The organism is Allobosea sp. GW823-FHT02B03, assembly GCF_058797755.1.
In genome coordinates this window covers 192,270-204,908 of the sequence record NZ_JBXAJY010000004.1, presented here as the reverse complement: position 1 = coordinate 204,908, position 12,639 = coordinate 192,270, and the positions used below count along the sequence as shown (strand labels likewise).

The window sequence follows — 12,639 nt, the reverse complement described above, 5'->3', positions numbered from 1 at the left end:
CCGGGCCCGGCACACAGCTGTGCACGAATTCGTAAACGGAGCGCGCTTTTACGCCGCCTCTCAGTCGCAGCGGATCGTCTGGACCTTCTTCGGCATCTCGCCGACCGCCGGAATGAACTGCCCGGTCTGCGGATCGAGCACCATCAGCGTGCCGGTCGCGACTGCGAAATAGGCGCCGTGCAGATGCAGGCGGCCCTTCTCCTCGAGTATCTTGATGCAGGGGAAGGTTCGCAGATTGTCGAGCGATTGCTGGACCGAGGCCAGCGCGAGCCGCTCGACATAGCCCGCGAAGTCCTCGTTCCGCCCGCGGCCGCCCGAGCGCCGGGCGGCAGGCTCGATCAGCGTGATCCACTTGCCGATGAAGTCGCCGGGCGAGAGCGGGCCCTGCGCATCATCGGCGAAGGCGCGGATGCCGCCGCAGCGGCCATGGCCGAGCACGACGATATGCTCGACCTTGAGCGCCTGCACCCCGTATTCCAACGCCGCCGAGGTGCCGTGCAGCTGATCGTCCGGCGAGAAGGGCGGCACGAGGTTGGCGACGTTGCGGACGACGAACATCTCGCCGGGGCTGGCGTCGAAGATCACCTCAGGAGACACCCGCGAATCGCAGCAGCCGATCAGCATGATCTTCGGCGTCTGGCCGGATTCCGCGAGCTGCTCGTATCGGCTCTGCTCGCGTACGAAACGGTCGTCGAGGAAGGCACGATAGCCTTCGGTCAGGCGTTCGGGGAATGGCGACGAAATTGTTGGGTCCATGCCGCAGTTGGGACAGAAGGCGCGTGCCTTCGTCAAGAGCGGAAACGCAGGTTTCTGCTGCGACGCAGCATCAAATCGCGCAGAACCGGCTCTGCAATTGCGCCGCCAGCGCCGCCGCATCGCCTTGGACGATGACGCGCTTCAGGCGCGCGCTGGCGCCGGCGGTCAGCGAAACCTGCGAACGGGAGACGCCAAACTCCTTGGCCAGCAGCGCGACCAGTGCCGCGTTCGCCTCGCCTTCGGCCGGGGCCGCCCGGACCCGCGCCTTCAGCACCTGCCGGCCATCGGCCAGCATCTCGACCCCGTCGAGACTATCGCGCCCGCCACGCGGCGTCAGGCGGATCGCGATCGCAAGCCCGTCCGGCGTGACCGACCAGGCGGCCATCGAGCTAGAAGACGTTGGGGTAGATGTAGCGCTGGATCACGCTCTGGATGAAGAAGATGCCGAGCAGCAGGATGATCGGCGAGATGTCGATCCCGCCGAGATTGGGCAGCATGTTGCGGATCGGCCGCAGCGCCGGCTCGGTGACGCGGTAGAGGAAATCCCAGACCGAAGAAACGAACTGATTGCGCGTGTTGACGACGTTGAAGGCGATGAGCCAGCTGAGCACGGCCGAGGCGATCAGGATCCAGACATAGAGGTTCAGCGCCAGCATCACGACATCGAGAACGGAACGCATCAAAGGACCTCTCTGAAAACCGTCCGGCGCGCTGATCGCCCGCCCGAAGAATGTTCCTGTCGGAAGCGATTGACAGGAACGCGACGCAGGGCCTAGAAGGCCAGCGCTTCGGGGCTGTAGCTCAGTTGGGAGAGCGCTGCAATCGCACTGCAGAGGTCAGGGGTTCGAATCCCCTCAGCTCCACCACCTTGCCATGCGCGTTGAACTTACGCGAGGCAAGGTGGTGGTTCGCAACCGCCACCACCTTGCCGATCGCACCATTTGAAGCCCGCAACGCGCTGTGACGCGCAGAGGCGGCCTTCCTTCCCGAACTTTCCGATTTCACGGTGTCCGGCAATCCGGCGACAAGCCGGATCTGCTTCAGATCGAGCTCCTGATCCTGTTTGCGGTCTATCGACACATTCAGGATTCCGGCGAGATCGCCGTACACATCGATCAGCAATCCATCCGACTGCGAATCAGGCGTCAGCTCGATCCGGTCGATTAACGAACGGATCAGGTCAGCTGCCTCGTTGCGGTGATCGTCTTCGTTGAGGGAACGCACCAGCGCGACGACCTCCTCCCGATAGCGCTGTGCCATGTTCGGGTGGAAAAGGACTGGCGCCTCGTCTGTCTCGGAGATCAACCGAACGAGCTCGTTCTGCCGTGCGACCAGCCGGTCCATCTCCTCCTTTAGCTGCGGAGACGCGAACCCTTCCATGATCGCGCGGACCATCTGCTTATCCCGCCTGCGCAGCTTTGCGAGTTCGGCGTGATAAGCGTGGATCGACGCGTTCTGCTCCATCCGGAGCTTGTTGATGTGCGCCGTGTACTCCTCGCAGAATTTCTCAACGAGACCAGGGTCCATCAGGCTTTCCTGGAGGACCGTCAAAACGGTGTGTTCCAGTTCCTCCTGCTTTATGGTGCGGCGATTGTCGCAAAGAGCCTCGCCCTTGTTGCGGGCGGTGCTGCATCCGTAGCGAGCCGACGACATCTTGCACATGCCGCCGCCGCAGCAGCCGCACTTGAGGAGGTATGAGAATAAATATTTAGGTCTTTGATGTTGCCAGAACTCGCTGGACTCCAATCGTCGCCCTTTTTGAAGTTGTTTGACGTTGTCCCAGAGTGGCTGATCGATCAGCCGCATTTCGGGGACTTCAGTTCGTATCCAGCTCTCTTCCGGATTGAGACGCGAGACCTTGCGACCGGTACTCGGTGATTTCGGATAGGACACCCGGTTCCAGATCAGCTGTCCGATATATAGCTCATTGTTCAGGATGCCCGTACCGCGGCGCCAGTTGCCGTTAATCGTGCTGGGGCTCCAACCCGTCGCGGTTGGACCGGGGACGCCTTCGGCATTGAGGCGCGCTGCAATCGCTCGCGGAGACATGCCGCGCTGATACTCATTGAAGATGCGCACAACGATCGCCGCCTGCTCGGCATTGATCGTGCGATCACCCCTGACAAGTTCGCCGCGATGGTCGAACTGGCGGACGACATCGTAGCCGTAGCAATTCCCACCACCATTTTTGCCGTGCTCGATACGGCCGCGTTGTCCCCTCTTCACCTTCTCGGCCAGGTCTTTGAGGAAGAGCGCGTTCATCGTGCCCTTGAGACCGATATGGAGCGTGCCGATCTCGCCTTCCGAGAGCGTGATGATTTTCACGCCTGCGAACTGAAGCCGCTTATAGATCGCGGCGATGTCTTCCTGATCGCGCGAAAGGCGGTCTAGCGATTCTGCCAGCACAATATCGACACTGCCTACCAGCGCATCGTGCATCAGCGCCTGAATGCCCGGACGCAGAAGCATCGACGATCCTGAGATCGCATGATCTGCGTAGCATTGGGTCTCGTGCCAGCCCTCTTTCGTTATTTTCTCGCGCAAGAGGCGGACCTGATCCTCGATTGAGGCGTCCTTCTGGTTCTCACTGGAGAAGCGTGCGTAGATTGCAGTCCGGGTCATCGAATCCTTCCCTTGTCGCCATCCGGTGGCGGCGCCCGGCGCGACTTCTCGACCATCTGTGCAAAGTCCCGTTCAGCCGCACGCCGAGCCAGAAAACGGACCAAGCGCTCAAGACGAAGGTCCGGATGCGCCGGGAATTTGCGCACCTGTTCTCCTGTAGTGTCGTCCCTGTTTTCGCTGTCGGTCAACGTTTTCTTTCCTTTTTTTGCGGTTTCGTCATGATTTTGTGCAGTGTAACATAAATAGAACGAAATAGGAACAAGAATAGGATGGTATTCCTATAGTTTTATGATAGACAATATCAGGCCATGATTTGCTTCAACCTTCCGCAATATCGAAATTAAATCCGCGATCTGCGTCACGCGCTTCGCGAATTGCCTGGTAGACCGCTTGAATGCGGCGGCGGCGACCGAAAATCATCGCGCCTGCATGCCCTATTGCCGCAATCCGCAGGATCGCAATCTCCCGGCCGAGCAGCAGGAAAGCCGCGCTGACGACCACCAGAGCGATTTGCTCATGAAGATGAAGGAGGTCGCCATAAACCGCCAGGCAAGAGCCGGCGAGGAAAGCGGCCGCTACGGCCGCCCAGAGCGGATCGCGCCGGATGCTCGCCGTCGTATGGGCGAGCGGATAAAAGCGGTGCGGTGTCGAAACGAGTGCAGCGGTCACCGTATAGACGCCATCATCGTAAAGCGGCTTGCCCATCGCTCACCCCAGCTTCCTGAGCGAGGGGATCGCACCGCAGGCGCCCGACATCACAACGCCGATCGTTCCTGTGCCAAGACCAGCAAGCGCGCCCGGCTCGATAATGCGAAACGAGGCCGTGTGTACCGCGTATTCAAAGCGCAGGCCGCGACCCGCGGCCTTCATTGCGCAGACGCAGAGATCGCGCTTTTCCCCGTCAGACAGAAAGCGCGGCTTCGCAAGCTTCAGCACCTCCCGTTCGATCTGGTCGAGACCTGGCATCCCGAGCACCGCGCCGAGACCGATTGGCGCCAACTGCAGGCCGCGTTCGTGGCGCTGAAGTGCGTCGATACATGAGGGGGCTGCAACCGCGTGGTCTTTGGCCATCGCGCGTTCTGCCAAAATGGCATAGTTCGCACCGAACCAGAGGCCAGCGGCAACGACCGCGCCTGTCAAGGAATCGGGAAGCTTATCGATCCAGTCGATCATTGCGTCCTCCGGAATCGCTGACGCTGCACCTTCTCGGGAGCCGCGTGATTAAAGGCGCGATGAAGCGAGACCTCTTCCGTGTTCCTGCTGACGGCGTTGCTCATGCGGGTCTGAATGGCGTTGATTTTTGCCAGGCGCGCATTCGTGCGGGCTTGCACGTTGCGCGACGCGTTTCTCATCATCGATTCAACGGTGACACCGCGGCGCACGCCGGGCGGAGCAGGATGAGCTGCGCTCTGGCTGGTATGTTGTAGAAAAAGCCGCATCGCCTCCTTTGCAGTCCAGCGATCCTCGAAGCGCTTGTAGTGGTCGATCGCGCGCTGACGGGCTTGCTCGCTTCGTTTTTCGATCCCGCTGAGGATCTGGAACGCCGCCGGATTCCGCGCGGCCTTCAAATATGCAGCCGGTGTCGTCAGATCGAACGCCTTGGTGATTGAGCGCGGCGGGCTCTTGTCGTCCCTGCTCATGGCTCAGCGCTCCGACGCCAGGTGCGCGAGGACGACGAGCGGGCACTTCCCGTCGACAGGGCGAACGTGGAACGAGCTGACGCCCCAGTACTCGCAAGCCTGATAAAAGGGCGCGGCAGCGCGGCCGTTCCAAGTATAATTCACACGCAGATGCGGCGTACCCCAGAGAACCGTAGCGCCCCAGGCCAAGCCGACGACAGGCACCCAGAGCAGGTTGCTCCGGCGAACCCAGGCGACAGACGGCTTGCTCTCGTCACGCGACATCGCTCTTCTCCTGCTGAGGGTAGTTGACGGTGAGAACGGTCTTTGCGTGGAGACGCGAGCCGGTGATCGGGCTCGGATCGACCCACTGATTCCAGGGGGCGACTTGCGCGTAGGACAGCATCGTCAGGCGCACCGGATGCATCCCGTTCACGAAAGCCCAGGCATGGGGCTTCTCCATCGAGAGGACTTCATCAGGCGTCATGAGCGGCCGAGCGATCTCGCGGCTGGCGATGCCGACATCCTTCACGGTGTCCTGATAGGAAATGTCCTGCCGCTGGATCGTCGCGTTCGACAGCATTGCAGCTACGTGCTTCGCCTCGGACAGGTCGTTCAGCGCGGCATAAATGCGGATGTCGGCATAAGCATTGATCGCAGCCGCTGCGGTCTTGCCGTAGTGGCGCTCCAGGCCGGCCTGTGACTGGATATAAAGGTCCACGGTTACGCGGAACTGGCGTAGCGTTTCGAGATCTGAAACGAGGTCGGCGAAGCGATAATTCAGGGCCTCTTCGCCGACGATATGAAGCGGATGACCGTCCGGCTTGGCTTTTACGGCCGAGACAATTCCGTGATTGATCAGCGAGATCGTGTCGGCGAATTCGCGCATGGCGCTGAGCGGCGTCATGATGAAGATGATGATCTGGCGATCGCGGATGCTGCTCAGTGAATGGATCGCTCCCGCGCCATAATCGCCGAGCATCCCCGACGGGGCGAAGGACAGGAATTTCTGGCTTGCACCTTCAAGGAAGGACGCGAAGTTCTCTTCGTTCTTTGCCGCGCGATGGAGGAGGTTGCGGGCCTCCCTCTTCAGATCATCAAGAACCAGGTCATCGCCTTTGAGGTTCTGATATTTCTGGATCTTGCGGCAGAGCCTCAGCAGCAGCGCGGGATCGGCAAGGATTCGGTACACTGCCGTTGGCGTGCAATCCGCAGGATCGAGATAGCAACTGATCAGGATCGCGACGACGATGACGCGTTTCGACCCGTATGCGAAGTAAGGGTTCTTCTCCTCGTTCGTCATCGGGTGATGGAGTGCCGCATAGTCGGCGGCCAGCTTCAGTGCCAACTGGCGCTGATCCTTCTCGGCATAAACAGCGTCGATGATTGGCTGGTACAAGCCAACCTCAATACTGCCTACCCGGTCACTGTGGAGGCTGGCCGGGTTGATGCACCAGACCTCGAAGCCGAGCTTGCGCAGCCATCTGGCCAGCATCGGAGCCAGGTCGGCCTTTACGTCCGGAACAACCACACTGTGCCCGAGCATTGCCCGGTGCAGGATCGACATGATGACGAAATAGATCGTCTTGCCGCCGCCGGGCGGGATAGTGACCAGCATCATGAACGCGTTGAGCGGGCGCCAGACAGCATTGCCGTTATCGTCGAGTCCGAGAAGCTCACCGTGCTCGTGGGTATTCATGCCCCTTGCGGCGCGCTCTTCCTTCGTCGACTGACGAGCCGAGCCGTAATCCTCGCTCGGCATTTCACTGATCGCGACCGCCAGGCGCTGGCGATAATCCCGCCGCAGCGCCTTGACTGTCCGGGCGATCAAGGCGGCAGACAGCACCGCATTCAGGGCAGAGAAGCCGAGCTGAAGTCCGTCGCCATCGAGGCCAGGCCAACTCGCCCAGGAGAGTGTGACCATGCCGCAAGCCACGCTCATTGCGCGGTTTACATGCGGGCGGGGGATACGCACCTTCACCCGGTAGCCGCGGCGAAGGCGCGAGATGGCGCTCATGTCGCGTCCCCGTCCGCAGGCAGGCCCTTCAGGATGATCGTCGTGAAGCGGCGGGCTACGGTTCCGGACCGCGCCGGCTCCTTCCCGAACACGCAGTGCTTCCGGGCGATCTCGGAAAGCGACTCCGGCGTCTCGCCGAGCACGGCCAGCTCAGTGGCAGAAAAGTTAGAGAGATCGTTGTATGTCGGCGGCTTGCGGCCATCCTGCGTCGCGAGTTCGATCTGACGCGGAACGCCGCCGTCCGAAGGGCGGAGCGTCGTATAGCACCAGGCCGACTTCTGCTTGCCTGCCGCCAGGTCTTCGGGTGTTGCGAACGAGACGCCCATCGTGATCGAGAACGGGCGGCCTTCGACCTTGACCGTCTTGAAGAACGTCAGGTCCTTGGTACCGGCCAAGCGATCCTCAATCCGCGACTTCTCGCGAGGCTTGGTCGCAATCGCCCAGATTTTCTGCACCTGCTCGCCTGCGACGTCGGCCAGCATGACGCCTATTGCTGCGGATGCGGCCACCAGCGACACGATGCAGACGCCCACAATAAGAATGATGCGGCCGATCATTTGTCCTCTCCATCGTCGTTGTCGCCCAGGGATTCAGCTTCGCGGCGCGCCGCGATTTGCATCAGCAGGAGGCACAGCGGCCCGGCGAGCGTGACCAGGATGGCCGCGGTCCATTCGGGCAAAAGCTCGCGCCAATACGTCCGGATCGCTTCGGAAGCGTTTTGCGGGCGTACCGCCTTCACCGCCGCCATCGCGGGCGGCTGAAGACTATCCAAAGCCTCGTGCAGCGCGGCAGCGATTGGCTTCGTCATCGCGGCGATCTGCGCGATCGCCTCGTGTTGGCGACGCTCCAGCGGAGTCCGTGCCGCAGCCTGCGGCACATCCGAGAGCAGGCCTTCGATGCTCTTCAGTGTGGCCCGGATCGAGACAGTGAGGTCCTGCCGGGCCAGCTTTCCGAGCTGCGTGTCGACCTTGTCCGCTGCAATGGACGCAAGCTCGATACGGCCGCGCAGCGCGCCCTGCACATAGACCTGGCGCTTGATCTCGCGGATCGCTTCCGCGATCGCCTCCTGTAATGCCTCGGCCTTGCCAGCATCGTTTTCGATGTCGTCCGCGAGGCTGCCGAGCAACGAGGCGATGCGGCCAAATGCGGCTTCGACCTTGCCGGGACCGCGTGCACCCGACATCGCGCCGGTTTTGAACTCATGTGCCTGCTGGTCGGCAAAGAGCTTCGCGTTGGCCCGAAGGCCCGTGAGCAGTTGCCGGGCGATACCGACGCGCGCGAATACGACGCGCGCCTGATCCTCGCAGAAGGTAGCCGTGCCCTCGATCGACATGCGCACCGCCGTGCCGCCGGCGAGGCCGCGCATGTTGAAAGGAGCATCGATTGCCGAGATTGCAACGAGCAAGGCAATGCCGCCGGCCATTGCCTTCATGAGGAACCGACCGCGCAAGCGGTCGACCAGCCCGAACAGCGTAAAGTTCGCAAGAAAGCAGAGCGTGCCGATACCGAAAGAAAAGAGCGCTGCTTCAGTCTTGGTCCTGAGTGTGGCGCCGGCCTCTGCCAGCCCGTCCGACACGCCGCTGTACGTTAGGAGAACTGTGGCGCTGGCGGGGATCAGCGAGAGGATCGTCGTGATCACTTCTCGCAGATGAAGGCGTGACAGGAGGTCACCCCGCCGCGTGGGGCGAGGTTGGTCAGAGCGCCGCGTCAGTTTTCCGATCGCGGTGAGAAAGTAGAACATGATCGCGATAAGCGAGCGTCGACCTATCGCGCCAGTGCCTACGCGCGCTGGAGCGTGCTGGTGCGTGGAAGGTTCGCGATCGAACGGCTCCCTGCGCTTTCTAGGCTTAGGCTCGTCACGCATGATCACAGATCTCCACGATCGTTGAGAAGCAGGCAGCGGCGGGGCTCGATCGCTTGCGACCGAGCCCGTCCCGCGATCAGCGCAGGTGCGATTTGAGGTAGGCGGCTCCGTCGAAGCTGACGTCAGCGCTGAGCAAAATTTTGAGCACCTCAGCTCGGGCCAGCGCTTCCGCGTAGTCATGGCCTGAAGTGGCGACTGCACGCTGATACCGGTCGGTAAACTCGCGCTCGACATCGTCGCGATCGGGCGCGTCGGTCGCGCGGATTGCCATTTCAAAAATTTTTAGATTCCCGCGAGTACGCAAATTTGTCACGAGTGACAGCCCTCCCTAAGATGGCCACGGCACGCTGCGTCGCTAAGGAACAGCGTTGCTGTGCGTGGTGGGAGAGCAAAAACAGTTCAGAAATCAGGACGCAAAATGCGGAAGGCATCTATGGAAGACAGTATGATCATAAAGTCCGATTTTTTCCGATTTTTGCTTCGGTGATCATTTTTCGATGCCTATTGACTTGGCCTCACGGCTACCGCCGGACTTCAGCTTCCCAGTCCATGAGGAGGAACGCCGGCTCATTCGAAGGATGCTCGTGCGCTACATGCGAGCTCACGAGCCTGCCCCAAACACGCGCTACACCGAGGAGCAGCTATCGACTGCCATGGAGCTTTGGTTTGGAAAGGACGTTGCCCCGTCCCAAACGCCAATTAGGTCATTCTTGAAAGGCGAAAAGGTCGCGACGTCCTCGACGACGGTCCGGCTACTCAAGCAATTCATGATAGATGCGAAATTCGCGAAGCCGTCGGATTTTGAAATCGATAGACATGGCGAAAGATTTATTCAAGCGTATCAAGATTTTATTGGCGCAAATACGTCAAATATATTTGGAGATATATTTACAGCAAAAATTAAGTTCGGTGACTCGAGATCTAAGTCGAGTGATTTTGTGTCGTATTGGGCATTTGAAAAATATAGCAATGAATGCTTTAAGCTAACAGAAATGGAAGGTTCACGAAACGCGGAGCGTATAAGCTCTCCTCGGTCTGGATTTTGTCTTTGTTACAAGCCGGGTGTATTAATTGGAAATTTAGTTGATTCTGGAAAGTTTTCTCGATATATGTTTGATCTTCGTGTAAATGGTTACTCTATCGATAATTATGATCTATCGGGGACTTTTACCATTTTGAGTGCCTCGGAGAAGAGTACGCTAAAGCATAGTCCGATCAGCGCGGTAATTGCCCGGGTAAAGGGCACTTCAAATGGTTAAGAAGCCAACGGAAGAGAGTGCTAGACAGCGGATTGATAACGCCAAGGTGGCAGCAAAGGCTCCGGCTGACGGAGCCCAACGAAGGAGGCGTTCGCATTCCAGTGGAGCGCTTGAAGAGTATATGAATGATTTCTTAAGTTTAACGCATATATTATTGCTCGAAGAAGCTAATTCTTTGCCGGTTTCCGTGCGCAAACTTTCGATATCCCCTCTATTTAAAGCAGCAATTCTTAACAGTTCTGCTGATATAGAGCGGGCGGTATTGTCGAATAGCGCGGACCCAAATGGAACTGACGAGCTAAATAACACGGCTCTCCATTATGCGGCGGCGGCTGGTTCGGATAGGGCCGTTGATAGACTTCTTAGTTTTCCTGGGATCGATCCATCTATACGAAATACCCAGGGAGATACAGCATTCGATGTTGCCTTGAAATCCGGAAAACCAGGATGGTTTCAAGATAAGTTATTAAATTCTGAGGTTGAGTTCCTAATGAACGAGCCTGCAGTGAAAAAATTGGGTTAGGATTGGTCGGCAAGGAGTATGGTTCGCGGCCTCAGCCAACGTGCTCTCTATTGCTGTATGCTCGCTTTTACCAAATTTGCGGGTGGCTTTTCGGGCGCGCGAGGGATGATTCTAAGTTAGTTTAATCGCCGTAGCGCCCGCGTTAAGCTCCATGGCCTCATACCAAGATCGGCCGCTACGCTTTTCACGGTCACTGATGGAACACTGAGCCGCTTCTTGGCGTCTGCCAACTGATCCAATGTCAGTTTGGGAGGGCGCCCAAGCCGAACCCCACGCTTACGGGCCGCAGCCAGCCCTTCACGCGTTCGCTTGATAAGAAAAGCCCGCTCGAATTCGAAACCCGCAGCCTGGATCTGATAGACATACATCCCCTCGGGAGTAGCCGTATCGATCTTGAGATTGACGATCTCGAACGACACCCCCCGCTTCCGAAATTTCTCGGCCTCTACAATCGCATCGAGCGTCGACCGAAACGCTCGATCGATGCTTAAAACGACAAACGCATCTCCCGGCTTTAACCGCCGGATGAGCGCCTGATAAACTGGCCTTTTACGCCCGACGGCCGACCCTGTTTCGATATGGAGTTCGTCGCAGAGCGGCAGAAGGCCATCCACCTGCCTGTCATGAGACTGGTCCGCCGTCGAGACTCGAATATATCCGTATTTCTTCATACAATTCAGCCACTTAACTCGATATGCGCAGCACACATAAATGACCGTTTGTGTGCGCTCATCTCGCATCGCCTTCTCGGGTTATTTTCCAAATCGTAAAGTAATAACTTTAAATAAATCTTAGCACAAAACTATATCTTATGGAAATATCAACATAAACGGTCGATTCTGAGGCTTTTCGCAGCAATTAAACGCTCTACATTTGGAGCGTCGATCATGGCTTGCGCGAGTGTTGCTGCTAATGATGCCTCCGCGCAAACCATGACGTCGGGCGTGATCATGCAGAAGATGCAGGGCGGTGATCGCTATACCTATGTCGCGGGCATTGTCGAAGGCCTAGCGCACAGTCGGTTTGTGAAGGATAGCAAGGACCCCAAGGGGCGCGCCTGCATCTATGAGTGGTTTTTCGAGGACAAGGCCACCATTCAGAAGATCTACGCGGCCTTCGAAAAATACCCGGACGCGATGCCCGGCGCGGTCGTCGGCGCCCTCGCCGCTACGAAATGCGGGGCCTGATGGAAACATTGGTACAAAAATCCGCCCGGTTGGAGTTTGCTCGCAGAGCCGAGATCAGCGCGGATTTGCGCCAGCGCCTCCTCCTGGAAATGAACACCCGCGTTCGTGCCGAGCAGGACAAGACGGCGCGCGAAACCGAACGCCGCCGCGACACCGAATTCGTCATGGCGCTTCAAGGTGCGCTCGCGCCGCCCCAAAAGATCGCCGAATTCACGGTCAAGCTTGATCGCTACGATACCGCGACAGTGCAGGCCCTCATGGACAATGAGCGCGACATCCTCGATGTCCGTGAGAAGATCGACGGCATGCTGCTGAAGGCACATGTGCTGCCGGATGGGCGCCGGGCGTTCAAGACGGAAGACGGCACCCGCGTCTTCGACGAATCCGGGGTGGAGCTCAAAGCCGACGAGATCACGCCCGACGCGATCGATAATGCAAAGCCCCGTTGGGAGGTTTTCTCGGCGGCGCGCGACGAGGAAAAGCGGCTCGTGCAAGAGCGCAAAGACCTCGGCGACTATCAGGAGAAACTCGACCGGGCACGCGAGCGCACGAAAGATCCGAAGCTTACCGAGGATGAATTGTCAGCGCTCGACAAGGAGCTGGGCAATGCCATGCCCGAGCGCGTGCGCAAACTCACCGGCGAACAAAAGCCCGATCAGCAACGCGATCTCGCCGCCAACGCTGCGCCTCACACTGCACCACCGACCACTGATCCAAACCGGGCCTCTATGACACCGGCCACCTTCCAGCCTTGATCTGGGGGAAGCTACGGCAATGGGCTCCCGCTTCCCC

At 59.0% G+C, this 12,639-nt stretch carries 16 protein-coding genes, 1 tRNA gene and 1 pseudogene; 5 read left to right on the top strand and 13 right to left on the bottom strand.

What is annotated here, in order from left to right; translation table 11 throughout:
* Nucleotides 1-60: 60 nt before the first annotated feature.
* The 3 genes from AC1REK_RS14555 to AC1REK_RS14545 form a co-directional block, all read right to left on the bottom strand.
* Entirely contained in the window at nt 61-756 is a 696-nt protein-coding gene (locus AC1REK_RS14555; protein ID WP_316020800.1) for a carbonic anhydrase, read from the bottom strand.
* A gap of 70 nt (nt 757-826) precedes the next feature.
* A complete protein-coding gene (locus tag AC1REK_RS14550) occupies nt 827-1,141 on the bottom strand; it encodes a DUF167 family protein (RefSeq protein ID WP_492269495.1) in 315 nt (104 codons plus the stop codon).
* 4 nt (nt 1,142-1,145) lie between these two features.
* Nucleotides 1,146-1,436: a YggT family protein gene (locus AC1REK_RS14545; protein WP_316020798.1), complete on the bottom strand. Its 291-nt coding sequence runs from the start codon at nt 1,434-1,436 to the stop codon at nt 1,146-1,148.
* Nucleotides 1,437-1,546: 110 nt separating this feature from the next.
* On the opposite strand from AC1REK_RS14545, the gene AC1REK_RS14540 reads away from it, so the two are divergent.
* Nucleotides 1,547-1,622, top strand: a tRNA-Ala gene (locus AC1REK_RS14540).
* A 574-nt stretch (nt 1,623-2,196) separates the two neighbouring features.
* Nucleotides 2,197-2,454, top strand: coding sequence for a hypothetical protein (locus AC1REK_RS14535; RefSeq protein WP_492269496.1), 258 nt, complete (start codon nt 2,197-2,199; stop codon nt 2,452-2,454).
* Here AC1REK_RS14535 and AC1REK_RS14530 read toward each other — a convergent pair.
* The 9 genes and pseudogenes from AC1REK_RS14530 to AC1REK_RS14490 form a co-directional block, all read right to left on the bottom strand.
* A pseudogene (locus AC1REK_RS14530) lies at nt 2,356-3,378 on the bottom strand (recombinase family protein); the annotation flags it as partial. The gene AC1REK_RS14535 and the pseudogene AC1REK_RS14530 overlap by 99 nt on opposite strands.
* On the bottom strand, nt 3,375-3,566 hold the full coding sequence (locus AC1REK_RS14525; RefSeq protein ID WP_492269497.1) for a hypothetical protein: 192 nt from the start codon (nt 3,564-3,566) through the stop codon (nt 3,375-3,377). The pseudogene AC1REK_RS14530 and the gene AC1REK_RS14525, both read right to left, overlap by 4 nt.
* Nucleotides 3,567-3,696: 130 nt before the next feature.
* Nucleotides 3,697-4,083, bottom strand: coding sequence for a hypothetical protein (locus tag AC1REK_RS14520; RefSeq protein ID WP_492269498.1), 387 nt, complete (start codon nt 4,081-4,083; stop codon nt 3,697-3,699).
* A gap of 3 nt (nt 4,084-4,086) precedes the next feature.
* Complete coding sequence (locus AC1REK_RS14515) at nt 4,087-4,551, bottom strand: hypothetical protein (protein WP_492269499.1); 465 nt, start codon at nt 4,549-4,551, stop codon at nt 4,087-4,089.
* The gene (locus AC1REK_RS14510; RefSeq protein ID WP_492269500.1) at nt 4,548-5,018 is read right to left on the bottom strand and encodes a hypothetical protein; all 471 of its coding nucleotides are present in this window, start codon (nt 5,016-5,018) and stop codon (nt 4,548-4,550) included. The genes AC1REK_RS14515 and AC1REK_RS14510 overlap by 4 nt, the downstream gene beginning before the upstream one ends.
* A gap of 253 nt (nt 5,019-5,271) precedes the next feature.
* Nucleotides 5,272-7,014, bottom strand: a complete 1,743-nt coding sequence (locus AC1REK_RS14505; RefSeq protein WP_492269501.1) for a type IV secretory system conjugative DNA transfer family protein — start codon at nt 7,012-7,014, stop codon at nt 5,272-5,274.
* Nucleotides 7,011-7,571, bottom strand: coding sequence for a hypothetical protein (locus tag AC1REK_RS14500; protein WP_492269502.1), 561 nt, complete (start codon nt 7,569-7,571; stop codon nt 7,011-7,013). Before AC1REK_RS14500 ends, AC1REK_RS14505 begins: the two co-directional genes overlap by 4 nt.
* Nucleotides 7,568-8,653 (bottom strand): hypothetical protein, encoded by a 1,086-nt coding sequence (locus tag AC1REK_RS14495; RefSeq protein WP_492273801.1) that lies wholly within the window; start codon nt 8,651-8,653, stop codon nt 7,568-7,570. The genes AC1REK_RS14500 and AC1REK_RS14495 overlap by 4 nt, the downstream gene beginning before the upstream one ends.
* 301 nt (nt 8,654-8,954) lie before the next feature.
* Nucleotides 8,955-9,191, bottom strand: coding sequence for a hypothetical protein (locus AC1REK_RS14490; RefSeq protein ID WP_492269504.1), 237 nt, complete (start codon nt 9,189-9,191; stop codon nt 8,955-8,957).
* A 938-nt stretch (nt 9,192-10,129) separates the two neighbouring features.
* Here AC1REK_RS14490 and AC1REK_RS14485 point away from each other — a divergent pair.
* Nucleotides 10,130-10,660 (top strand): ankyrin repeat domain-containing protein, encoded by a 531-nt coding sequence (locus AC1REK_RS14485; protein ID WP_492269505.1) that lies wholly within the window; start codon nt 10,130-10,132, stop codon nt 10,658-10,660.
* 116 nt (nt 10,661-10,776) lie between these two features.
* Here AC1REK_RS14485 and AC1REK_RS14480 read toward each other — a convergent pair whose 3' ends face one another.
* On the bottom strand, nt 10,777-11,331 hold the full coding sequence (locus AC1REK_RS14480) for a recombinase family protein (RefSeq protein WP_492269506.1): 555 nt from the start codon (nt 11,329-11,331) through the stop codon (nt 10,777-10,779).
* 216 nt (nt 11,332-11,547) lie between these two features.
* Here AC1REK_RS14480 and AC1REK_RS14475 point away from each other — a divergent pair, with 216 nt between their 5' ends.
* Together AC1REK_RS14475 and AC1REK_RS14470 are read left to right on the top strand one after the other, a co-directional pair.
* Complete coding sequence (locus AC1REK_RS14475) at nt 11,548-11,847, top strand: hypothetical protein (RefSeq protein WP_492269507.1); 300 nt, start codon at nt 11,548-11,550, stop codon at nt 11,845-11,847.
* Nucleotides 11,847-12,602 (top strand): hypothetical protein, encoded by a 756-nt coding sequence (locus AC1REK_RS14470; protein ID WP_492269508.1) that lies wholly within the window; start codon nt 11,847-11,849, stop codon nt 12,600-12,602. Before AC1REK_RS14475 ends, AC1REK_RS14470 begins: the two co-directional genes overlap by 1 nt.
* Nucleotides 12,603-12,639 lie beyond the last annotated feature (37 nt).